22 protein-coding genes and 1 pseudogene are annotated in these 21,783 nt (G+C 46.7%); 14 read left to right on the top strand and 9 right to left on the bottom strand.

The genetic code is table 11. The annotated features are described in order from the left end of the window. Positions 1–46: 46 nt before the first annotated feature. The 4 genes from mscL to MHZ95_RS08120 form a co-directional block, all read right to left on the bottom strand. The gene (gene mscL, locus MHZ95_RS08105) at positions 47–430 is read right to left on the bottom strand and encodes a large conductance mechanosensitive channel protein MscL (protein WP_239390117.1); all 384 of its coding nucleotides are present in this window, start codon (positions 428–430) and stop codon (positions 47–49) included. Positions 431–527: 97 nt separating this feature from the next. Beyond that, positions 528–1,433 carry an acetamidase/formamidase family protein gene (locus MHZ95_RS08110; protein WP_370642953.1) on the bottom strand — a complete coding sequence of 302 codons (906 nt, stop codon included), beginning with the start codon at positions 1,431–1,433 and terminating at the stop codon, positions 528–530. A gap of 227 nt (positions 1,434–1,660) precedes the next feature. Next, the gene (locus MHZ95_RS08115) at positions 1,661–1,969 is read right to left on the bottom strand and encodes an MGMT family protein (protein ID WP_239390119.1); all 309 of its coding nucleotides are present in this window, start codon (positions 1,967–1,969) and stop codon (positions 1,661–1,663) included. Between the two features lie 62 nt (positions 1,970–2,031). Next, a complete protein-coding gene (locus MHZ95_RS08120) occupies positions 2,032–2,700 on the bottom strand; it encodes a phosphatase PAP2 family protein (RefSeq protein ID WP_239390120.1) in 669 nt (222 codons plus the stop codon). A gap of 122 nt (positions 2,701–2,822) precedes the next feature. On the opposite strand from MHZ95_RS08120, the gene MHZ95_RS08125 reads away from it, so the two are divergent. The 10 genes and pseudogenes from MHZ95_RS08125 (at position 2,823) to MHZ95_RS08170 (ending at position 11,716) form a co-directional block, all read left to right on the top strand. Further along, positions 2,823–3,395 (top strand): glycerol-3-phosphate acyltransferase, encoded by a 573-nt coding sequence (locus MHZ95_RS08125; RefSeq protein WP_239390121.1) that lies wholly within the window; start codon positions 2,823–2,825, stop codon positions 3,393–3,395. Positions 3,396–3,399: 4 nt separating this feature from the next. Beyond that, on the top strand, positions 3,400–4,998 hold the full coding sequence (locus MHZ95_RS08130; RefSeq protein ID WP_239390122.1) for an aminotransferase class V-fold PLP-dependent enzyme: 1,599 nt from the start codon (positions 3,400–3,402) through the stop codon (positions 4,996–4,998). Positions 4,999–5,020: 22 nt separating this feature from the next. Then, positions 5,021–5,347 carry a bacillithiol system redox-active protein YtxJ gene (gene ytxJ, locus MHZ95_RS08135; protein ID WP_239390123.1) on the top strand — a complete coding sequence of 109 codons (327 nt, stop codon included), beginning with the start codon at positions 5,021–5,023 and terminating at the stop codon, positions 5,345–5,347. 218 nt (positions 5,348–5,565) lie between these two features. Then, on the top strand, positions 5,566–6,618 hold the full coding sequence (desA, locus tag MHZ95_RS08140; RefSeq protein WP_304649010.1) for a Delta(5) desaturase DesA: 1,053 nt from the start codon (positions 5,566–5,568) through the stop codon (positions 6,616–6,618). A gap of 237 nt (positions 6,619–6,855) precedes the next feature. Continuing rightward, the gene (locus MHZ95_RS08145) at positions 6,856–7,980 is read left to right on the top strand and encodes a sensor histidine kinase (RefSeq protein ID WP_239390125.1); all 1,125 of its coding nucleotides are present in this window, start codon (positions 6,856–6,858) and stop codon (positions 7,978–7,980) included. Between the two features lie 5 nt (positions 7,981–7,985). After that, the gene (locus MHZ95_RS08150; protein WP_239390126.1) at positions 7,986–8,597 is read left to right on the top strand and encodes a response regulator transcription factor; all 612 of its coding nucleotides are present in this window, start codon (positions 7,986–7,988) and stop codon (positions 8,595–8,597) included. A gap of 214 nt (positions 8,598–8,811) precedes the next feature. After that, positions 8,812–10,083: pseudogene (gene kynU, locus MHZ95_RS08155) on the top strand (kynureninase). Further along, positions 10,080–10,715: an arylformamidase gene (gene kynB, locus MHZ95_RS08160; protein ID WP_239390127.1), complete on the top strand. Its 636-nt coding sequence runs from the start codon at positions 10,080–10,082 to the stop codon at positions 10,713–10,715. Before kynU ends, kynB begins: the two are co-directional and overlap by 4 nt. Further along, complete coding sequence (gene kynA / locus MHZ95_RS08165) at positions 10,708–11,526, top strand: tryptophan 2,3-dioxygenase (RefSeq protein ID WP_239390128.1); 819 nt, start codon at positions 10,708–10,710, stop codon at positions 11,524–11,526. The genes kynB and kynA overlap by 8 nt, the downstream gene beginning before the upstream one ends. A gap of 16 nt (positions 11,527–11,542) precedes the next feature. Then, positions 11,543–11,716: a hypothetical protein gene (locus MHZ95_RS08170; RefSeq protein WP_239390129.1), complete on the top strand. Its 174-nt coding sequence runs from the start codon at positions 11,543–11,545 to the stop codon at positions 11,714–11,716. A gap of 106 nt (positions 11,717–11,822) precedes the next feature. Here MHZ95_RS08170 and MHZ95_RS08175 read toward each other — a convergent pair whose 3' ends face one another. Then, positions 11,823–12,008 (bottom strand): hypothetical protein, encoded by a 186-nt coding sequence (locus tag MHZ95_RS08175; protein WP_239390130.1) that lies wholly within the window; start codon positions 12,006–12,008, stop codon positions 11,823–11,825. A 206-nt stretch (positions 12,009–12,214) separates the two neighbouring features. Between MHZ95_RS08175 and MHZ95_RS08180 the strand changes: the two genes are divergently transcribed. Together MHZ95_RS08180 and MHZ95_RS08185 are read left to right on the top strand one after the other, a co-directional pair. Beyond that, complete coding sequence (locus MHZ95_RS08180) at positions 12,215–13,102, top strand: D-alanyl-D-alanine carboxypeptidase family protein (protein ID WP_239390131.1); 888 nt, start codon at positions 12,215–12,217, stop codon at positions 13,100–13,102. Positions 13,103–13,163: 61 nt separating this feature from the next. Then, the gene (locus MHZ95_RS08185; protein WP_239390132.1) at positions 13,164–14,477 is read left to right on the top strand and encodes a D-serine ammonia-lyase; all 1,314 of its coding nucleotides are present in this window, start codon (positions 13,164–13,166) and stop codon (positions 14,475–14,477) included. 418 nt (positions 14,478–14,895) lie between these two features. On the opposite strand, the gene MHZ95_RS08190 is transcribed toward MHZ95_RS08185, so the two are convergent. After that, on the bottom strand, positions 14,896–15,630 hold the full coding sequence (locus tag MHZ95_RS08190) for a YqcI/YcgG family protein (protein WP_239390133.1): 735 nt from the start codon (positions 15,628–15,630) through the stop codon (positions 14,896–14,898). A gap of 336 nt (positions 15,631–15,966) precedes the next feature. Here MHZ95_RS08190 and MHZ95_RS08195 point away from each other — a divergent pair, with 336 nt between their 5' ends. Then, positions 15,967–16,821 (top strand): dimethylarginine dimethylaminohydrolase family protein, encoded by an 855-nt coding sequence (locus tag MHZ95_RS08195; protein ID WP_239390134.1) that lies wholly within the window; start codon positions 15,967–15,969, stop codon positions 16,819–16,821. 132 nt (positions 16,822–16,953) lie between these two features. Here the strand turns inward: MHZ95_RS08195 and MHZ95_RS08200 are convergent, their stop codons facing one another. Together MHZ95_RS08200 and MHZ95_RS08205 are read right to left on the bottom strand one after the other, a co-directional pair. After that, complete coding sequence (locus MHZ95_RS08200) at positions 16,954–17,505, bottom strand: Uma2 family endonuclease (protein ID WP_239390135.1); 552 nt, start codon at positions 17,503–17,505, stop codon at positions 16,954–16,956. 58 nt (positions 17,506–17,563) lie between these two features. Continuing rightward, positions 17,564–19,252, bottom strand: coding sequence for a methyl-accepting chemotaxis protein (locus MHZ95_RS08205; protein ID WP_239390136.1), 1,689 nt, complete (start codon positions 19,250–19,252; stop codon positions 17,564–17,566). A gap of 230 nt (positions 19,253–19,482) precedes the next feature. On the opposite strand from MHZ95_RS08205, the gene MHZ95_RS08210 reads away from it, so the two are divergent. Beyond that, entirely contained in the window at positions 19,483–20,460 is a 978-nt protein-coding gene (locus MHZ95_RS08210) for a ring-cleaving dioxygenase (protein ID WP_239390137.1), read from the top strand. A gap of 140 nt (positions 20,461–20,600) precedes the next feature. On the opposite strand, the gene MHZ95_RS08215 is transcribed toward MHZ95_RS08210, so the two are convergent. Then, positions 20,601–21,779: an iron-containing alcohol dehydrogenase gene (locus MHZ95_RS08215; RefSeq protein ID WP_239390138.1), complete on the bottom strand. Its 1,179-nt coding sequence runs from the start codon at positions 21,777–21,779 to the stop codon at positions 20,601–20,603. Positions 21,780–21,783: the final 4 nt, after the last annotated feature.

Here is a 21,783-nt window from a genome sequence, read left to right on the forward strand (position 1 = left end):
AAAAGGACAACGCCCATTTGTTTGGGGTTGTCCTTTTATATTTGGCTTACAAGTTTTTTCCTTCTTTCAGCAGATCGCGGATTTCCTTGAGCAGTTCTTCCTTCGTATCGACTTCGGGTACGGCTTCTTCGACGGCTTCTTCTTTCTTTTTGAACTTTGTCAATAAACGAATGGCCATGAAGATCGTGAAGGCGATGATGAGAAAATCGACAACGTTTTGAATGAAAACGCCGTACATAATTTCTGCATCCATCACTTTAATGCTCAGCTTGGAAAAATCATATCCTCCTAAAAGAAGACCGACAAGAGGCATAATAATGTTATCGACGAGGGATGAAACAATTTTCCCGAATGCTGCTCCGATTACGACGGCAACAGCAAGGTCCACTACATTGCCTTTTAGTGCAAATTTCTTAAACTCTTTCCACATATTTTTTCTTCCTTATCTATTCAAAATTTCATTGCGGCAGCAAGGCACCGTTTGTTATTACCCTCTTCCCGTCAACGATAAACCTATTTTTGTAGATTCATGCAAATGGTTTCACATCATAGGCGTTCAAAATATACTGCGGCACAAAGAAACGGGCTGTCATGAGGGGATCGACGACTTGGCTAATTTGTGTGTCGCCAGCCGCACTCATAAGCATCGTCAGTTCCGCAAGCGTCATATCGGTATGCGGAAGGAGGAAATCAATTGCTTCTTCAACAGCCGTTTTCACCGCTTCGTCGAGAGTAGCTGCGGAAACGATGAAGGCAATCCCTTCTTCATTCACAAGCACGGGGTGACGGAGTGAAGTGCCTTTCACAACATCGAGCGTCACGGTTGCTTTGCCGGGAACTTCGATGCCGGACACACCGATCTCACCGTCACCCATCGCCGCATGGAAATCGCCAAGTGCAAACAAGGCCCCTTCGGCAAATACCGGGAAATAGAGCGTTGCCCCTTCGGCGATCAACTTCGTATCCATATTGCCGCCATGAGCACCTGGTGTCCCGCACGACACAGGTTCTCCTGCAGGAGCCACGCCGATGACACCAATCATCGGGTTAAGCGGTACTTTCACCTTGTCGTTGAATACAGCAAAACCGTCTTCAACCGGGATGATCTTTGAAACGAGCTCATCGAGTCGATGTCCCATGACACCTAGATCCGGTCCTGTTGCCATTACACCTTGTGAACCGATTTCCAGCTTGTCGATAGTCACTTTTAATACATCACCGGGTTGCGCGCCAGTGATAAAAATCGGACCAGTAGCCGGGTTGATTCGATCCCAATCAATGCCTGCAATTTTTGTTTCGGCAGATTGGACTTGGTTTTCAAAGCAGTCGTATGTTTCAATTTCAATCGTCGTGCCTGGCTCTATCTGTTTCACGGGTGCATGATCTTTGCTGAATGCGTAAATGACGTCTTTACATGTCAATGATTGTGTCAATGTAAGTTCCCCCTCACTCATTTTGCTAACAGTCTACCAAACTTAGGAGGTGAAAAACCAGTTTTAGTTAATGGAAACAGTTAGATGCCGGTTATGGATTAGGCCGAAAGTTCTTATTTGCCGATAACCCGTGAGTGAGCGCCAATAACTGCATCCTGAACGCCAATAAATACCCACCAAACGCCATTGATACCACTGTCAGCGCCAATAAAGCAGGAATAAAAGATTCACCACTCTTCCTCTTCAGGTGGAAACCAGCGATAAATCTTCAAATCGACTTTTTCATTTTTAAAAAGAATGCCTTCCGCTTCCAGCAATTCACGCTGCTCGCCGGCGGTAAACGAAATTTCTCCTTTCGCATTGATGATACGATGCCAAGGCAATCCATGTTTTGCACTCATCGAGTGGAGGATGCGTACGACCTGCCTTGCGCCCCGCGGATTGCCGGCCGCGGCTGCGACTTGTCCGTAAGTCATTACATGACCGGCAGGAATCCCTTGGATAATGCGGATGACCCGTTCGGTGAATACATTCAAAAGCGTAACCCCCTTGCGTCAACTCATTGTATCAAATCATCAATTGAAAAGACCGTTGCACGTCAGCGAGACGTTGAACGGTCGTTTCCTTTCTCACACTTGTTCACAAAATAGGTATAAATGACAATCGTGATGATCATCCAAAAACCGCTTGCTGCATAGCCACCGACAATATCGCTCGGGTAATGTACGCCAAGGTAAATCCGGCTCGTTCCAATCATCAGGATCATGAAGGCGGCGAATAGCACAAGAAGAATACGATTCCGGGTCCTTTTCACATGGTGCCAGAAGATAAATGCCAGGATGCCATAAAGGGCGAACGCCATCATGGCATGTCCGCTTGGAAAGCTGAAGCCGCCTGCATCCGCGATGCGATAGATTTCCGGCCGCTCCCGCTTGAAAACATGTTTCAACACACTGTTTAAAATAATGGAGCCGGCGACTGTGGCAATCAAAAGCCATGCCTGTTGGCGGTGACGCAGTCCAAAGTAAAGGATGGTAAACATGATCATAGCAATCGGCGTAACGCCATAACCGGTACCAATCCACGTGAAAATCTTCAAAACTGCAGTCAACCACGATGTTTCCCAACCTTGGACAACTGCGATGATGGATGTATCAAACGCCCCCATCGGCTGGTTCCCAATTGAGGAAGCGATAGAACCGAATGTAACACCAAAAACAATCAGTAAAAGTAATACCGATAGAAGGCGAATTGATTGTCCGCGCATAGCGATTTCCCCTTTCGTTTGGACATTAGTGTATCCGATTTTGGAGATTAAAAATAGAGGGAAAGGAAACTATTTATCGAAGTTAATTTGTAGCAACTTATCTTATGTAAAAAGGATGGACTATGACGCTAATTCTACTTTTGACAAGCGTATATATGCTTGGAAATATATTGACAGCCCCCTTGATCAGTCAGTTGTTTTACAAAGAGGATATCCGAGCGGAAGGAAGCGGGAATCCCGGTGCGCGCAATGTGGGGAGATTGTTTGGCAAGAAGGCATTTGTGGCGACGTTTGTCGGGGATGCCTTGAAAGGGGCAATCGCGGTTGGGGTTGTGAAGGGGCTTGATTTCGGAGCGGCTATTGAACTGCTGGCGTTAGTTGCGGTCATGGTGGGACATGTGTTTCCTGCGATCTTGAAATTCCGCGGGGGAAAAGGGGTTTCCACATTCATCGGTGGGCTTCTTGTCTTTAATCCTCTATTATTCGCCGTGTTTGCGGGTCTATTTTTGCTCAGTTATCCATTCCTGAAAAGTTTTACACTCGCAGGACTCGGTGCCATTGGCTTCCTGCCGCTGATCGTATTTGCCTTTTCCTATGGGATGCCGGCGGTTGGCGTGGCTTGTTTAGTGACGGCTTTGCTGTTCGTCGCCCACCGAAAGGACATTAGACAAAAACTTATGCCGGAAAAGAGTTGAGAAAATGACATACCTGTATAAAATTGCGGATACCTCCGCAGAATTCGAACAGATTCATGCACTCAATTACCGTACATTCGTGGAGGAAATTCCGCAACATGAACGGAATGACGCCCATAAGCTTATCGACAAATTCCATGACGAAAATACATATCTCATTTGCAAAAAGGATGATCAGCTCATTGGCATGATCGCCATCCGCAGTAAACGTCCGTTTTCATTGGATGGAAAAATCGGTCTCGTGGAAAAACAATTGCCGATGCAAGTTGAAAATCCAGTGGAAATTAGGCTGTTGGCCATTGAGCCTGCCTATCGGAACGGCCGTGCATTTCTCGGATTAACGCAAGCGTTAGTACAATATTGCTTAAAAGCGGGGTATGACGCGGCGCTTATTTCAGGTACGGTTCGGGAGCAGAAATTATACGGGCAGCTCGGATTTCGACCGTTTGCACAACTGACGGGTACAGCTGACGCGGCATTCCAGCCGATGTATTTGACGAAAGAGACGTTCGAAGCGGGCATTGCAGGCCGGATTTCAAAACCGTCCGTCAATTTTCTACCGGGCCCCGCGACGATTGCTGATGAAGTGCGCGAAGCGATGATGGCTACGCCTTTTTCCCATCGTTCGTCCGCCTATGCGGGTCTTTTGAAGCGTGTGAAAAAGCGTTTGACGGCATTGACAGGAGCGAAACACGTCCAGCTTCTGCAAGGGACGGGAACGCTCGCGAACGATGTTGTTGCCGCACAGTTAAGCACTATTGGCGGCAAAGGGCTTATTCTCGTCAATGGCGAGTTCGGTGCAAGGCTCGTCGATCATGCCAACCGTTTTGGCATGGCTTTCGATACGATGGAAATTGAATGGGGCGGTCCATTTGATGACAAGGAAATCGGGAAAGCATTATTATCCGGAAACTACAGCTGGGTATGGACCGTTCATTGTGAAACATCGACTGGGGTACTGAGTGACTTGGATCTCCTAAAAAAACATTGTTCACAAGCGGAGATTGTGCTTGCTGTCGATTGTATCAGTACAATCGGGACGGTGCCGGTCGATTTGACCGCGGTCGATTTCGCTTCAGGTGTGAGTGGCAAGGGCTTATTAAGTTATTCAGGCCTGTCATTTGTCTTTCACAATAGGGAAGTAGCCAAAAATGAGGCATTGCCGCGTTACTTGGATCTAGGTGCTTATGTGGAAGCGGATGGAATCCCGTATACTCAATCGTCCAATCTATTGTCCGCATTGGATGTAGCGCTCAGGAAGTTCGAGCAGCCGGAGGAAGTGTATGGGTTGATTGCCAAACGTGCACTGCGGGTGAGAGAGGTGGCCGAACAGGCGGGCTTCACCATAGTGGCGCCGGAAGTGGCGGCATCCCCGACCATCAGCACACTGCGTATGCCAGAAGGCTTTTCAGCTGTTCGTCTAGGAGATCATTTATTTTTGAACGGATTCAATGTTCATTATGAAAGTGTCTACTTACGTAAACGGAACTGGCTCCAAATCTCCTGCATGAACGACATTGCCGACAAAGAGTTCGAACGGATGCTGCAAGTATTGCGTTTGTTGGCGCCCACGTGTTTAGCGCGGCCTATTTTAGGAAAATAAATAAACAGAGGAGAGGATAATAATGAAAGAACTTCGATCTGTGAACGAATGGTACGATGTGTTAGAAAAGTCGAAGGAGGAACCGCAGCTCGTATTGAAACATAGTACCACTTGTCCAATCAGTGCGGCCGCCTATCAGGCCTTCGGCGCGTCGACAGCCGATGTCCCGAAATATTTCTTGAAAGTGCGGGAAAGCCGTCCCGTTTCCAATGAAGTCGAAGAAAATCTAGGCATTTCACATGAATCGCCCCAACTGTTTTTATTGAAAGACGGAAAAGCGGTCTGGCATGCGACACATCACGCCATTCGCCAATCGGAAGTCGATAGAGCTGTAGAAGAATATGTTTAAGTGTTAAGAGAGTGCTCCTTTACGATGGAGCACTCTTTTTTTTTGAGATCATTAAAGTTTTGAACCTACTATTGTGAAATGAATATCCTTGTGAATCAATTCACAATAAGTGACAGTTGTCATATGGATCATCATGACATTTATGTCTTCTGCAAAGTTAGAAATTTCTTTAAGATGAATCTAACGAATAAAAGAACGTGAGATTGAGGGAGGATATTATGAGTAAAGAAAAAACAAAGCAGTTGCATAAAGATGTTGCCCCTTTTGCGAAGTCTGACCGGAAAAAAAGCGTCATGCAACTTGTCAATACAATACCCCCGTTTTTCATTTTATGGTTTTTGGCTTATCAAAGTTTGTCTGTGTCCATTTGGTTGACACTTCCGATAGCAGTTGTCGCGGCAGGATTTGTTGTGCGAATGTTTATCATTTTCCACGATTGTACGCACGGTTCGTTTTTCAAAAATAAGAAGGCGAATGACATTTTTGGAACGATCACAGGTGTTTTGACATTGTTTGCTTATGAAAAATGGAAACGCGAGCATTCGATTCACCATGCAACAAGTTCGAATCTGGATAAACGCGGTGTGGGCGACATTTGGGTTATGACGATCGACGAGTATGTGGCAGCATCAAAATGGCAGCGTTTAGCTTACCGTTTGTACCGAAATCCTCTTGTTATGTTCGGTTTGGGCCCTCTTTACTTGGTCCTCATCTCAAGTCGATTTAACCGGAAAGATGCACGGAAGAAAGAGCGCAACAATACGTATTTGACGAATGTGATTCTCGTTGCCCTCTATACAGGCCTGATTTTACTTGTCGGCTGGCAAGCTTTCCTGATCGTCCAAGGATCGATCATGTTCGTAGCAGGCGCGCTCGGGATTTGGTTGTTCTATATTCAGCATACATTTGAAGATTCATACTTTGAAGAGGAATCAGAGTGGGATTATGTCAAAGCGGCAGTCGACGGCAGTTCGTATTACAAGTTGCCGAAAGTGTTGCAGTGGGTGACGGGCAATATCGGCTTCCACCATGTCCATCATTTGGCGCCACGTGTGCCGAATTATAACTTGGAAATGGCACATGAATCGACGCCGCCCCTTCATCAAGCAACGACGATTACGATTAAAACAAGTTTGTCATCGATCCGCTATCGTTTGTATGATCCGGAACATAAAACATTCGTGACGTTCAAAGAAGTGAAAAACTTATTGAATTCGGCTCGTCCATCTATCGACCTTAAACCGAAACGAACCAGTTTTGAAGGAAAATAAAGTGAAACTTCAAACAGTGGGGGTTATCCCCATCCCCCACTGATTGTTAGTTGAACCAATCGGGCTTTTACGGGCAGTTGATCTTCCACCTATCCTTATTGTTTTACTTAAGTCTTGAGGTGGGAGTCTTACTGCCCGTTAATGCGGGATAAATGCAAAAGAAATGGCGCGGGTGCCTAGCACTCACGCCGTTTTTTGCTACAATGGAAATAACAGACAGGACGGTGAAAGCACGACATGCATAGTTGGTATAGTATTTTTCCGAAAAATCCATGGCTCAGCATTTACGCATGGGTGATCTTTTGTTTATTGCCATTCTTTTTCTTCTTCCGTTCTTCTTCACCGATTGAGATTGCTGTCGGCATTTCCTTGTTGCTCTTGTTTTTCTTGTCTTACCGTTTTTCATTTAAATCGAAGAGCGGACTTGTCTATATGTGGCTCAGTTTTGAAATTGTTATCAATATTGGGATGACATTGTTATTCGGGTACGTCTATTTGTCGATTTTCACGGCTTTTTTTATCGGGAATATTCGTAATCCAGTCGGCTTTTTCATTATGTATGGGCTGCATATTGCGTTTACGGTCGGTGCCATTGTCGGCGGCTTTTTCATTGAAATCGAATTGTTTTTGCCGCAAGTCCATTTCATTTTGGTCACGGTTATTGGGACGGTGTTGTTGCCCTTTAATTTGTATAACCGCAACAAGCGTGAGAACTTGGAAGGGCAGTTGGAGGATGCGAAGGAACGGATTTCAGAGCTAATCATTTTGGAGGAAAGGCAACGGATTGCCCGTGATCTCCATGATACGCTCGGGCAAAAGTTGTCCATGATCGGTTTGAAAAGTGATTTGGCGAGCAAGTTGGTCAAGCAGGACCCTGAAACGGCTATCAAAGAACTGCAAGATATCCGGCAAACGGCAAGGACCGCTTTGAAGGAAGTGCGGGAACTGGTGGCGGATATGCGCGCTGTCCGGCTTGAGGATGAATTGCTCCGGATTCGGCAAATGTTGAGGGCGGCTGAAATGGATTTCACAATGGAGGGAGACCCTCAGTTTAACAATATCCCGACGATTGTTGAAAACGTGTTAAGCATGTGCTTGAAAGAGGCAGTCACAAATGTGGTGAAGCATAGTTACGGGACGGCTTGCCATGTCACGTTCGAACAAATGCCGAATGAATTTGTCATTACGGTCGAGGATAATGGCATTGGCATTACGCGGGGCGGAGAAACCTCGCCGGGGAGCGGTTTAAAAGGGATGCGGGAGCGTTTGGAGTTCGTGAATGGAAATCTTTCTGTAGAAGGCGGAAAAGGGACGAAGTTGACTGTTCGTGTACCTGCCGTTCTAACACATATAATGGAGTGATGGACATGATACGCATTGTCATAGCGGAAGATCAGGGCATGCTGCTCGGGGCACTTGGTTCGTTGTTGAACTTGGAAGAGGATATGGAAGTCGTCGGCAAGGCGAAAAACGGAGAGGAAGCTGTCGCATTGGTGAAGGAGCAACAGCCTGATATTTGCATCATGGACATCGAAATGCCAGTTATGACAGGGTTGGATGCGGCGGAAGCATTGCGGGCTAGCGATTGTAAAATCATTATCCTAACGACGTTTGCACGGTCGGGTTATTTTGACCGTGCCCGGAAAGCGGGCGTGCGTGGGTATTTATTGAAAGATAGCCCGATTGAAGAGCTCGTCAGTTCCATCCGGACGATCATGGACGGCAGGCGGATTTACGCGCCAGAACTCGTCGATATCGCATATGGCGAAGATGACGAGACGGAAAATCCATTGACGGAGCGGGAAAGCCAAGTGCTCGGCTTGATTGCGGAAGGGAAGACGACGAAGGAGATTGCGAGCGAGCTCTTTTTGACACCGGGCACCGTGCGCAATTATATTTCTACGATTCTTGATAAGCTCGGCGTAGGGAATCGGATTGAAGCGATTTCGAGGTTTAAGGAGAAGGGCTGGTTTAAATAGGGGTGGGGATGCCGACAGAAATGTCGGTTTTTTTGCGGGCGGAAAGTCCTGATTCGCTGATAGTTGCGGTTTGAGCGCCAATAACTCGTTAGGGAACGCCAATATCCGAACGGTTTGCGCCAATAACGACTACTCGAGCGCCAATAAATTATGCGAAGCGTGAACTTCCCTATGATATGATTTAGTAAATATCAAATAATTCACGCAAGGAGGAATCGGGAGGAACGGCATCGATTATGCAAAGGAATTGGATGCGAAAGATGGACTTGCGAAGTACAGGGACGAGTTTTATTTACTAAAAAATGCGATCTACATGGATGGCAATTCGCTCGGTTTATTGTCCAAACGGGCGGAGCGGACGTTGCATAATTTGCTAGATTAATGGAAAACACTTGGTATCGATGGATGGACAGAAGGGGAATCCCCTTGGTTTTACTTATCCGAAATGGTTGGGGAAAAGATGGTGCCGCTCGTCGGGGGGAAGAAAGGCGAAGTCATCGCCACGGGATCGACTACGACGAATTTGCATCAGCTCGTTGCGACCTTTTACAAACCATCGGGGAACCGGACGAAAATTCTTGCGGATGAACTCAATTTTCCCTCGGACATTTATGCGCTAAAAAGCCAGTTGGCGTTGAAGGGCTATGATCCGGAAGAATATCTTGTACGGGTGAAAAGCCCGGATGGCAGAATGCTACGCGTACAGGATATCATTGATGCGATGACGGATGATATCGCATTGATTGTCTTACCGGCGGTGTTGTATCGTAGTGGGCAAGTGCTCGATATGGAGCGGTTGACTGCGGCTACACGGGAACGGGGAATTCCAATCGGCTTCGACCTTTGCCACTCGATCGGTGCGGTTGAACATGCCTTGCATGATTGGGGAATGGATTTTGCATTCTGGTGTACGTACAAGCATTTGAATGGGGGACCTGGATCCGTGGCGGGGCTATTCGTCCATGAAAAACATTTCGGCAAGGCGCCAGGACTCGCGGGCTGGTTCGGTTCCAAAAAGGAAACGCAGTTCGATATGGAGCATACGATGGATCCCGCAATGGATGCTGGAGCGTATCAAATCGGCACGCCACATGTGTTAAGTTTGGCGCCGGTCATGGGTGCGCTCGACATGTTCGAAGATGCTGGTCTGAATAGAATTCGAAAAAAATCGCTCGAATTGACTGAACATATAATGAAATTGATTCACGTGGAACTTGAGGGTTTGGGGTTTAGTATCGGGAATCCGGTCGACAATTCGCGCGGCGGCCATATTTTACTCGAACATGCGGAAGCGGCACGCATTTGCAAAGCGTTAAAAGCGGATGGCGTCATCCCGGACTTTCGCGCGCCCAATGGCATCCGCCTTGCGCCTGTCGCACTCTATAATTCTTTCGAAGATGTGTGGCATACCATTCGGAAATTGCGCGTAATTATGGATGAAAAACGCTATGAAAAATTTGAGAATAAAAGGGGAGTTGTCGCATGAAAGGGGAATGGATCGATATTTCACAACCGCTTTATAATGGTATCGCAGAATGGCCAGGCGACACGCCATTTTCATATGAAGTGGCGTTTTCAAAAGCGGAGACGGGCTCCGTCAATATCGGCAAGCTGACGACGAGTACGCATATGGGAACCCATATCGATGCGCCGTTTCATTTTGATGATCAAGGGAAGCGGGTGCTTGATCTGCCGATTGACGTCTATATCGGGCGCGCGCGTGTCATTGACGTGACAGGTGTTGACCAAATTGGACGTGCGGAATTGGAAGGTATTGATTTCGGCGGGGCATCTCGGATTTTATTGAAAACCGGAAGGCACCCGGATACGGCTGTGTTTCCGACAAGCTTCGCTGTGCTTGGGGCGGATCTCGGTCCTTTGTTGAAAGAGAGAGGGGTTCGACTCATTGGCGTTGATACGCCGTCTGTCGATCCGGAAACGAGCAAATTGCTGGAAGCGCATCATGCACTCCATACCAATGATGTACTGATTTTGGAAAACATCGTGCTAACGGAAGTGGAACCCGGCGATTATGAGCTGATCGCGTTACCACTGCCGCTTGTGGAAGGGGATGGCAGTCCTGTCCGCGCTGTATTGCGGAGGTGGGCGGATGACTGAGAAAGGGATTCACACGGATTTTCGGGATAATATGACGTATGGGGAATATTTGCATCTCGATCAATTGTTGTCGAGTCAGCAGCGCTTGTCCGGGCATCATGACGAAATGCTGTTCATCATCATCCACCAAGTGAGCGAGTTATGGATGAAACTGATCTTGCATGAGCTGCATACGGCAATTGATTTGATAGAAAAAGACGAACTGCCGGAAGCGTTTAAAATGTTGGCACGCGTGTCGAGAACGCAGTCGCAGATCATCCAGGCGTGGGATGTGCTGGCGACATTGACGCCGGCCGAATATATGGAATTTCGCGGGGAGCTGGGCAGGGCATCGGGTTTTCAGTCCTATCAAAATCGTCTCATCGAGTTTGCGCTCGGCTACAAACAGCCTCATATTTTGAAGATTTACGAGAAAGACGCAGCTCTTGCCGCTGAGCTTCAAGCCGCTTACCGGGCACCTGGCATTTATGATGTTGCTATCCAAGCGTTAGCAAGGGTCGGCTTTCCGATCAACCCTGATTTACTGACGCGCGATTTTTCCATCACATACAAAGGAGATCCGACGGTGTCGGATGCTTGGCTTGAAGTCTATCGCAACGTCGACGCTCATTGGGATTTGTATCAGCTTGCCGAGAAGTTGGTCGACATCGAAGACAGCCATCAGCAATGGCGGTTCCGCCATATGAAAACCGTCGAGCGCATCATCGGCTTCAAGCAGGGAACCGGGGGCTCGTCCGGCGTGAACTATTTGAAATCTGTGCTCGACCATCGTTTTTTTCCTGAATTATGGGATGTGCGGACGGCATTATGAAAGGAACGCTGGAGAAATGAGAGACTGGATAAAATGGCTCCTTGTCGTCATATTGGTCGTTTCGGCATGTTCATTATTGAAAGTGTATACAGTCGGTTATGTGGCAGAAGCGCATCTTGCCCATGCCTTGCCGATTGCTGTCGTCACGGGGCTAAGCGCCATTGCTTTGGCAATCCATTCTAAAAGATGAACCATAACAGAGGACACCTGTAAACTTTTTACAGGTGTCCTCTTAGATAGAGTTCTTGAATTATCCCCGCAACTAACCATTTTCGTGCGGACGTAAATCGCGGACGCTATGTGATGCCAAAAGCAGTCAGTCCATTCCGCAAAGGCGGGTGTGCCGGCAATGAACCCGTCGATGTGATTGCCCATCGACAGTAGGAACGCCTCCTCGAACCGCTGTGGTTCATTGACCCAACAAGATTGTCGATCCCATGCAAAATCGGACCGCCAAGTACTGCGGGCAATATTATTTTCATCACCACCGTCTTTGAATCATTACTGTATACTATTCGCATAAAACGATTATGGTGTGTGCGGATGGAGGTTGGCATCTGCCCGGGTCCATTTGGACAGCGTTTGGCATTTGTGGGAAAAACTTAAGAAATTCTTCAGAAACACACTACGAGATTCTTCATGATTATCACGCATAATAAACAGGAATGACTGCAAAGGCGTGAGAACTATGAAAAAATTAACCTTTATACTATTCCTCATCGTGCTCGGTTTCACTTTCGTCCTGAAAGCCAAGGATTGGAAGACGGAAGCGATTGATTCGCATGTCAATGCCAAAGCAGTACTGCTGATCGAAGCTGAAACGGGCAAAGTGCTCTATGAGAAAAATAGCAAAGAATCGTTGCCCATCGCAAGTATGTCCAAGCTGATGACGCAGTACCTTGTCCTAAACGCCATTCAAAACGGCACATTATCATGGGAAAGCGTCTATGAGCCGAGTGATGCGGTGCAGCAACTAATGGGGAAAGCAGCCGCAACAAAACTCGGTATGGCAAAAGGCAATGCCTATACTGTAAAGGAATTATTCACCGCGATGACTGTCAACTCTGCAAATGATGCTGCCATGGCACTTGCGGAAATGGTGAGCGGAACAGAAGAGGCATTTGCAGATTTAATGAATGAACAAGCTAGGAAATTCAAGTTAAAAGAGACGAGCTTTTACAATGCAAGCGGACTCGATGGCGAATACATCGGAAAAGGAAAAGAACAAACGAATCATGCTTCCGCGCGGGACGTTGCGACGATTGCCCAAAAATTATTGGAAGATCATCCAGAAGTCCTGAATTTTACAAGGCTGACGGATTTTACAACAGGGGATGGTGTGCGGGTATGGAGTACCAACCTGATGTTGCCAGGGATGCCGCAAGCTTTCCCGGGAATCGATGGACTGAAGACTGGCTTTACAGAGGAGGCTGGAGCCTGCTTTGTGAGCACGGGTGTCTTTGAAGGAAAGCGTGTTATCACAGTTGTGATGGATGTCGAAGCGAACGGGACAGACACCGTCAACCCGCGATTTGAGCTAACCCGTGAATTGATTGAACGTATCGTATTACGTTAACGGCAACGAACTTCGGCATGTTATACTGCTTGTACGACATTCTGAAAAAGAGGGGTGCCTGATGAATAGAGACGAAGTGAATAAATGGAAAGCGGAACTGCCGCTTATCGGACCAGTGATGGAGCGTGAAGAAGTGCTTTGGTTGAATCCGCGAGTAGAATCAACAGCGACAGTTCTTCCCAAAACAAGCGTCACCGCAAAGGATGTGCAGGATGCAGCTGATCGGCTCAAACGGTTTGCCCCTTACATCGCGCATGTTTTCCCGGAAACAACAGCATCGAACGGCATCATCGAATCGCCGCTCACAGCAATTCCACAAATGAAAGCCGCATTGGCGAATGCATATGGAGTAGAGATTCCCGGAGAACTGCTATTGAAAGAAGACAATGCTTTGCCGATTTCAGGCTCCATCAAAGCACGTGGCGGCATTTATGAAGTGCTGAAGCATGCAGAAACCCTTGCGCTTGAACATGGCTTCATCACGACAGAAGAGGACTATGCCAAGTTTGCACAACCGGAATTCGGTAATTTATTTGCCAAACATAAAATTGCAGTTGGTTCGACGGGGAACTTAGGCTTAAGCATCGGCATTATGAGTGCGAAACTTGGATTCGATGTCACCGTCCATATGTCGGCGGATGCGAAGCAATGGAAGAAGGACATGCTGCGGGAAAAAGGCGTGACGGTTGTCGAATATGCCGATGATTACAGTAAAGCGGTAGAAGAGGGACGCCGGCAAGCAGACGCAGATCCACTCTGCCACTTTATCGATGATGAAAATTCGACCGATCTCTTTTTAGGCTATGCGGTTGCAGGGGAGCGCGTCGCTGCACAATTGAAAAAGCGGGGCACACTTGTTGCCGCCGACCATCCGCTATTCGTTTACTTGCCATGCGGTGTCGGCGGCGGACCGGGTGGCGTTGCGTTCGGCTTGAAACTGGTCTTTGGGGACCATGTGCGTTGCTTCTTCGCGGAACCGACACATTCCCCATGCATGATGCTCGGCATGATGACGGGCTTACATGACCAACTTTCGGTGCAAGATTTCGGATTGGACAATAAGACCGCAGCGGATGGCTTGGCCGTAGGAACAGCGTCCGGCTTCGTAGGAAAGACAATGGAACCGTTCATGACCGGCTGCTATACCATTGCGGATGAAACGATGTTCAAGCTGTTGAAACTGCTCGCCGATACGGAGGAAATTCGCCTTGAACCTTCCGCACTTGCCGGAATGACAGGGCCTGTGAATAGTATCCGTGAGAATGTCGGGCATGCAGATTCCGCCCAAGCAACCCATCTCGTCTGGGCAACAGGCGGAAGCATGGTACCTGAAGAGGAAATGGCTGCTTATTATGCAAAAGGTGCTGGGCAATAATAAAGGAATGAAAACCTCGCAGTGAGATGCGGGGTTTTTTGTATGAGGAAAGTCCTGAGTTGCAATCAAATTGCGGGTGAATGCAATCAAATCACACTGGAGTGCAATCAAACAAGGCATGAGTGCAACCAAATACTACAATTTGGTGCCATCAGATTCAAAGTGGGAATATTCCGGGAAATAATACGATTATTTCCCGGGAAATCGACAAAAGGCGGGAAATAATGATTGAAGAGTGGGAAATTTCATTGAAATTGTGGAATTTTGTTAGTGTGGTGAAACGTTGTTTAGATGGGTAGAGCGTTGTTAAGTAAGAGTGAACCGTTGTTTAGCGTGAGTAAAACGTTATTTTATTTCCCCAGAATGTTGTGAACTTAATAGGCAGCTCCACGTGAAAAGCCGCCCCCGTGGACGGCTTTCACTGCATCTCCTTATGCATAAACGGACATTTGCCGACAATCGGTTCTGCGTCATCTCCGATGAAAAACTGTTTCCATTCATTATGAGTAGGATCGCCGAAATGGCTGATATCGGGATGTTTCGGCAGTTGGTCCCAGACGGCAACGCGTTCGCGTACTTTTTCACGCGACATGATGCCGCCTTTTTCAGTCCCTTTTAGTCCTTCAAAAATTCGGCGTGGTTGAAAGCCGAGCACCATCGCCTTCCCCAAGTCCCTCGTTTTCCGTTGCTTATAAGCCGGTGCATTGCCAAAAACGAAAATGGGCTCCCCGTGAAAATGGAAATCCCATAAATAATGATCGGGGTCTCTAGGGCTTTCCACAGGCCAATTCACTTCATCTACTTGATGTAAATACTGAAGAATATCCCAAAATTGCTGTCGATAGTCTTCCAAAGAACCTTCTGCTTCAAATGGCTCCACAAAGACAAAGAGTCCGTGGCGTTTATGAGCGGGATCATCGAATAAGGCTAAAAACGATTTCAACGTTTGCGGTAAGTTTGACCAATCATCTTGCGTCACATAACCATAGCGCAATTCACCTTTCAATTGGCCGCCCATACCGAAATAGCACGGAAATGTTTTATCCGTCACTGTCTCGTGGAATGTTTGGTAGGCATCCAATAGCCAATTTGGCAAATCTGCGCGCCGTGCAAAATCCTCTTTTGTTAATAAAGCCTCACTAGTTTGAATCATGGTTACGCCTCGCCTCCTAAGCTTTTCTACTTCCATTCCCTCTCAGAGAGAGGTGAAACAGTATATTTTGAGATGATAGAAATTGAATGTTTAAATCAATTGAAACAGGGGATTGTAATGAAGATATCAACTTGATTCAGCAAAAGCCCCCACTTCCATAAGTGGCGGGATGAATGCCAGAATGCATTTCAATCAGAGGGAGTCCAACCTCCCTGCTGATTCAAGTTGAGCCTCCGGCGGATGTCACAGATTTTGAAAGGAGTTAATTGCGCAAGCGCAATTCAAAATCTGGACGCAATTACGCCGAGGCGTAATTGATAAAATGGAGGTCGAAAAATGGATTTCCCTGTGAAAGAAACATCGATAACTCAATGCGATACAGAATATGATACGCTGCGCCGTGTCATCCTATGCCCGCCGAAATTCATGGCGATCGAAGAAGTGATCAATGATGTACAGAAAAAGTATGAAGATGAAAATATAAATGTCGAACTTGCGATGAAACAACATAAAGAGTTTGAAAGGACGTTGAAAGAACACGGCGTCGAAGTGATCAAGTTGCCAGCATCCGAGCAATTCCCAGAGCAAGTTTTCACCCGCGATATCGGTTTTACGGTCGGAGATGAACTTTTTGTTTCCGAAATGGCCAGCGAGATTCGTCAAGGGGAGGAAGAAGTGCTGGAGGATTGGTTGGAGGAAGAGGAAATCCCTTTTCAAACGACAACAGACCGGGTCGAAGGGGGCGATGTCATCGTCGATCGACAGACGGTCTATGTCGGCATTAGCAGCCGGACTTCGGAAGCGGCGGTCCGTCAATTGAAACATGATCTTCCTGACCATGAAATTGTCCAAGTCCCTTTCGATGAAAAATATTTGCACCTGGACTGCGTTTTCAATATTCTTTCACCGGAAGTCGGACTAATTTTCCCGAAAGCGCTTGATCAACAAACGATTGACATGCTTGCAGATCGGAAATATAAACTGATCGAAGTGTCCGAAGAAGAACAGTTTACAATGGGTACCAATGTCTTATCGATCGGTGACAAAAAAGTGTTCAGTTTACCTCAAAACAAAAATGTCAACGCGGCAATGCGCGCTCACGGATTTGAAGTGATCGAAGTCGATTTTTCCGAAATTATTAAATCGGGTGGGTCCTTTAGATGTTGTTCGATGCCGGTCGTTCGGGAATAGAGCGGATCGAAACCTCACGATACAGTGGGGTTTTTTCGAGTTGAAAAAGCATGGCGGTCATCATTCGCTTTGAGCCGGTCATAATGTTCTCCAAGCCAGTCATAAATTGAAAAAGCACCCCTCAAGGATGCTTTAGTCTACAAATATTCCGTTCAACTCAATCGCTAATTCCGAAAAAGTGAATGAGGATAACGTATCTTCATGTCCGAAAACTTGCCGTTTCCGGTACTTGTCATCCGCCAATCCGTATACTTCAATCGTTCTATTGAGGGGATCGACTAGCCAATACTCGCCGACACCCGTTCGCTCGTATAAATTGAATTTGTGATTACGATCTTTCAAGGCAGTAGCCGGAGATAACACTTCTATTATGAGATCGGGTGCACCTTTTGCACGCTTCTCATCAATTGGATCCTGGTTGCGGAAAACAGAGATATCAGGCTGGATAATCGTGTATTCATTCGTTTCATCAATTTGGACATCGTATGGAGATACAAATACAGAACAGCGATCTCCCCCAAAATGTGTACGAAGTGCGAAAAAAAGTTCCCCGACAACGTGTTGATGCGATGTGGAAGGAGCCGGGGTCATATTGTAAGGAATCCCGTCAATTAATTCCCAATTACCATCCCATTTGCTCATCTCCGAAATCGAGATTCGTCGGTTTGCTTTTGATTCTGCCATCAAAATCCCTCCAAATCCTTTCCCTCAGTATAACATAGGAGGATCGCTACGACGTTTATCACACTGTAAACCGCGCCATATCATTCTGCAATGTTTCCGCAAGTTCGGCGAGGGTCTGCGCACTTGCTGATATTTCTTCGGTTGTGGCCAGTTGTTCTTCTGTGGCGGCGCTTGCTGATTGGGCTTCCGCAGATGATTGGATAGCTAGTTCTTCAATGACGTTCGCTTCGCCCAACACGTTATCGGTAATGGTTTGGAGATGGGCAATGGCAGCGGACACAGTGGCCAACTTCGTGCGCATGTCTTCCGTCGAGGCTTCAATCTGGCTGAAAATGGTGCCCGTTTTTTCAGTGACGACAAGCCCTTCATTCACTTGTACGTTGCCTTCTTCGATGCTGGAAACAGCCTTGTCCACATTGTGTATCATGACGTCAATCATCCGACCGATTTCTCCGGCGGATTGCTTGGATTGTTCCGCGAGATGACGCACTTCTTCTGCGACAACTGCAAAACCTTTCCCGTGTTCTCCGGCTCTTGCGGCTTCAATCGCGGCATTCAACGCCAATAAATTCGTTTGTTCCGCAATCGCCGTAATGAGCGAAGTTACTTTACGGATTTGTTCAGATTGCGCCGCCAGCTGACGGATCGTATCGGAAGATTGCCCAATTGTTGAATTGATCGTCTGCATCTGATGGGTGGAATAGTTCATTAGTGTGGAACCGTCCTTGACGAGCTGTGCCACTTCTTCAGACGACTGGAGCAAAGCGTTATTGTCTGTCGTCATTTGAACAATCCCGGTACTCATGCCAAGGATGGAAGCCGCTGTTTCTTTTACGGAAACCGTCTGATGTTCACTGGCTGTCAAATTGCGCTCCGTAATCGCAGCAACCGTTTCGGAAGCGGCTAAGCTTTCTTCCGAACTGGCCGCCAATTCCTCTGCCTGCACAGCGAGTAGGGTTGCGGACTGTCTCGCATTGGTGACAATGCCGCGCAGATCTCCAAGCATGGCATTGAAAGCATCCGCCATTGTGCCAAGCTCGTCCTTGCCCCGGATATGCACGGGTTCTACCGTAAAGTTCCCTTGAGCGAGTTGCTGGAGGGCCGTTGTCATTTTTCTGACAGGGCGCACGATATTTCGACTCATGGCAGTTGCAATAACAACCGTAATAAGGACGGCAATGACAATGAGCACCGCGATGACTGTTTGAATGCCCATCAATACTTGCTGCAGCTCATCTTCAGTCTTGGCTTGCTCGCTTTCTTGAAGTTCAATCAATTTGCGGATGTTTCCATTAATGGCTTCTTCATAAATTTCCCCTTCAGCAGCGATTTTTGCTGCGGTTTCAAAACTGCCTTCCTGGACATCCCGTATGACAATATCGCTAATATCTTGATAACTGATGGAAGCCTCTTTCACCGCTTTCAGCATGGCGTGTTCAGCGTCCGTTTGCACTCGCTTCGTCACTTCATTCAATGTCTGTTTGAATGAAGTGAGAACTGCCTCGTGGTTCGTTACGTAAGATTCTTCGTGGTAAATGATAAAACCATGGACATTTTTAGCATTTTCATTCTGACTGGCTAATAATTGTTCGAGCAACAAAACGTTGTGCATATTTTCATCGATGAGGTGTCGGTATTCCGTATTCAATTTGGTCGAGGCCCATAAGCCGGAAGCCCCAACCATCAATAAAATAACGAATATGAAAGAGAAACCTGCCCATAATTTCTTGCCAACCGTGAGTTTCATGTCGAAAGTCCCCCTATACAATCTAGCTAAATCTAATTATAGGACGTAGGAGAAAAGTTTTATGTAATAGTATTGTAAAAATTGTAAAAGGAATATGAAGGAGACTGCTGAATCGTAGAGATTGACATATGGAGCCACGTATATTAATATTATCTTGAATTCAAGATAAATGGTTTGGGGTATAGATACAAACAATGAGACCAAATTGAATATAAATAGGAGGAACACACATGAATCATTTAAAAGGCATGCACCACGTAACCGCGATTACGAGCAGTGCAGAAGAGAACTACAAATTTTTCACGTATGTATTGGGCATGCGTTTAGTGAAGAAAACGGTGAACCAGGACGATATTCAAACGTATCACCTATTCTTTGCCGATGACAAAGGGAATGCCGGAACAGACATGACATTCTTTGATTTCCCAGGCATCCCGAAAGGCTCGCATGGAACAAACGAAATCTATCGGACGGCTTTCCGTGTGCCGACAGATGCAGCATTGGATTACTGGAAGAAACGCTTTGACCGTTTAGACATTAAGCATGACGGCATCCAAGAACAGTTCGGCGTTAAAGTGCTCTCTTTCGTCGACTTTGACGATCAGCAATACCAACTGATTTCAGATGAAAACAACAAAGGCATCGCATCGGGCACTCCGTGGCAAAAAGGGCCGATCCCATTGGAATACGCCATTACAGGACTCGGACCAATTCATATCCGAATTGCTCAATTCGATTACATGAAAGAGGTTTTGGAAAAGGTTCTGCTATTCAAAGAAATCGGTCAAGAAGGGGACTTGCACTTATTTGAAGTCGGGGAAGGCGGCAATGGCGCACAAGTCATCGTCGAAAAGAATGTCGTGCTCCCGCAAGGTCGCCAAGGCTTCGGTACCGTTCACCACGCAGCATTCCGCGTTGAAGACCGTGCCGTACTCGACGAATGGACGAAACGCATCGAAAGCTTCGGCTTCCAAACATCCGGCTTCGTCGATCGCTTCTTCTTCGGATCCCTATACTCCAGAATGGCACCGGGCATCCTTTTCGAATTCGCAACCGACGGACCGGGCTTCATGGGAGACGAACCATACGAAACACTCGGCGAAAAACTATCGTTGCCACCATTCCTCGAACCAAAGCGTGAACAAATCGAGAAAATGGTCCGCCCGATCGACACGGTGAGAAGTACAATTGAATTTGTAAAAGAGTAAAGGGGGAGACCTTTCATGCGTCCAATGGGCGTCTGGAAGGTCTTTTGTTCGTTGACTGTGAATATGATCCATTTCATTTGCGCAAAAAATAACCCATCCTCGCGTTGACGGCCAAGATGAGTTATTTCTTTTGGTTAAACTTATTTTTTTTCGGCAATTACACCATCAAATGCTGCTTTATAAATGGTATAAATGTCGTCTTTGTCTAAAGGCATTGGGCTACGTGCTAAAATACGTTTTTGCTCAATTGCATCATTCGTTAGATTTTCCAGTGCTTCCACAGGAATGTTAAAGCCTTTAAGCGTTGATGGGATGTTTACATCTCTTACTAAGCGTTCTAGCTCTGCAACACATTTATATGAAGCTTCTTCTTGTGAAAGATTTGCTGAGCTAAAGCCCATTGCTTCAAATATGTCTTTCATTCGTTTTTCACAGCTTTGGCGAATATAACCCATTACATACGGAAGTAATACTGCGTTTGAGTCACCGTGTGCAAGATGGAATTGACCGCCAAGCGGGTAAGCTAGGGCATGAACGCCAGCTACGCCTGCATTGAAAAACGCAAGGCCGGCAAGATAACTTCCATAACTCAAATCTGTACGGGCTTGTCTGTCGTTCCCGTTCGATACTGCAGTGCGGATCGAGTTACTGATTAAGCGAATGGCTTGTAAGGCAAGTGCATTGGAAATGGGACTCGCATTTTTAGAAATATATGCTTCTACCGCATGTGTGAGCGCATCTATCCCCGTTGCAGCTGTTACTTTAGGTGGCAATGAAATCGTTAACGCAGGGTCGACGATGGCAACATCTGCTAGTAAGTAATCATGCGTGACAACATCTTTTGTTGTTTCCAATGATAATACGGAAATATTGGTCACTTCCGAACCTGTACCTGACGTAGTCGGGATTAAAATCGTAGGAAGTCCTTTTTCCGTAATTTGCTTTGTGCCCGTTAAGTTTAAGTAGTCTGCAACAAGCCCTTCGTGCGAAGCTAATACCCCTGCAAGTTTGGATAAGTCTAGCGCACTACCGCCACCAACCCCAATGACCATATCGAATGCATTGTCGCGCGTGTATGCAACCAGTTTTTCCGCAATTGCAAGCGGCGGTTCCGGTACTACTTCTATATACAGTTCAGTAGAGTATCCCGCATTTTCCAGAGGCACTACGACTTTATCAGTCAACCCGATTTCCTTTAGTAAAGGGTCTGTCACGATCAGAATTTTTTTCACGTTAAAACGATTTACCTCATCTAAGAGATGGGATAGTGAATCCCATCCTGTATAGCTAATCGGTGTGAAAGTAATTTTTTCAGACATGCTG

The sequence above is a fragment of the Sporosarcina sp. ACRSM genome (assembly GCF_022346545.1).
GTDB lineage: Bacteria > Bacillota > Bacilli > Bacillales_A > Planococcaceae > Sporosarcina.

What these genes read in the sequence shown, in the direction of transcription:
- mscL (WP_239390117.1), bottom strand. Translation starts at nt 430, where the DNA reads ATGTGGAAAGAGTTTAAGAAATTTGCACTAAAAGGCAATGTAGTGGAC.
- kynB (WP_239390127.1), top strand. Translation starts at nt 10,080, where the DNA reads ATGAAAGGGGAATGGATCGATATTTCACAACCGCTTTATAATGGTATC.
- MHZ95_RS08185 (WP_239390132.1), top strand. Translation starts at nt 13,164, where the DNA reads ATGAATAGAGACGAAGTGAATAAATGGAAAGCGGAACTGCCGCTTATC.
- MHZ95_RS08210 (WP_239390137.1), top strand. Translation starts at nt 19,483, where the DNA reads ATGAATCATTTAAAAGGCATGCACCACGTAACCGCGATTACGAGCAGT.
- desA (WP_304649010.1), top strand. Translation starts at nt 5,566, where the DNA reads ATGAGTAAAGAAAAAACAAAGCAGTTGCATAAAGATGTTGCCCCTTTT.
- MHZ95_RS08190 (WP_239390133.1), bottom strand. Translation starts at nt 15,630, where the DNA reads ATGATTCAAACTAGTGAGGCTTTATTAACAAAAGAGGATTTTGCACGG.
- MHZ95_RS08200 (WP_239390135.1), bottom strand. Translation starts at nt 17,505, where the DNA reads ATGGCAGAATCAAAAGCAAACCGACGAATCTCGATTTCGGAGATGAGC.
- MHZ95_RS08215 (WP_239390138.1), bottom strand. Translation starts at nt 21,779, where the DNA reads ATGTCTGAAAAAATTACTTTCACACCGATTAGCTATACAGGATGGGAT.
- ytxJ (WP_239390123.1), top strand. Translation starts at nt 5,021, where the DNA reads ATGAAAGAACTTCGATCTGTGAACGAATGGTACGATGTGTTAGAAAAG.
- kynA (WP_239390128.1), top strand. Translation starts at nt 10,708, where the DNA reads ATGACTGAGAAAGGGATTCACACGGATTTTCGGGATAATATGACGTAT.
- MHZ95_RS08170 (WP_239390129.1), top strand. Translation starts at nt 11,543, where the DNA reads ATGAGAGACTGGATAAAATGGCTCCTTGTCGTCATATTGGTCGTTTCG.
- MHZ95_RS08125 (WP_239390121.1), top strand. Translation starts at nt 2,823, where the DNA reads ATGACGCTAATTCTACTTTTGACAAGCGTATATATGCTTGGAAATATA.
- MHZ95_RS08205 (WP_239390136.1), bottom strand. Translation starts at nt 19,252, where the DNA reads ATGAAACTCACGGTTGGCAAGAAATTATGGGCAGGTTTCTCTTTCATA.
- MHZ95_RS08130 (WP_239390122.1), top strand. Translation starts at nt 3,400, where the DNA reads ATGACATACCTGTATAAAATTGCGGATACCTCCGCAGAATTCGAACAG.
- MHZ95_RS08120 (WP_239390120.1), bottom strand. Translation starts at nt 2,700, where the DNA reads ATGCGCGGACAATCAATTCGCCTTCTATCGGTATTACTTTTACTGATT.
- MHZ95_RS08175 (WP_239390130.1), bottom strand. Translation starts at nt 12,008, where the DNA reads ATGAAAATAATATTGCCCGCAGTACTTGGCGGTCCGATTTTGCATGGG.
- MHZ95_RS08195 (WP_239390134.1), top strand. Translation starts at nt 15,967, where the DNA reads ATGGATTTCCCTGTGAAAGAAACATCGATAACTCAATGCGATACAGAA.
- MHZ95_RS08145 (WP_239390125.1), top strand. Translation starts at nt 6,856, where the DNA reads ATGCATAGTTGGTATAGTATTTTTCCGAAAAATCCATGGCTCAGCATT.
- MHZ95_RS08150 (WP_239390126.1), top strand. Translation starts at nt 7,986, where the DNA reads ATGATACGCATTGTCATAGCGGAAGATCAGGGCATGCTGCTCGGGGCA.
- MHZ95_RS08180 (WP_239390131.1), top strand. Translation starts at nt 12,215, where the DNA reads ATGAAAAAATTAACCTTTATACTATTCCTCATCGTGCTCGGTTTCACT.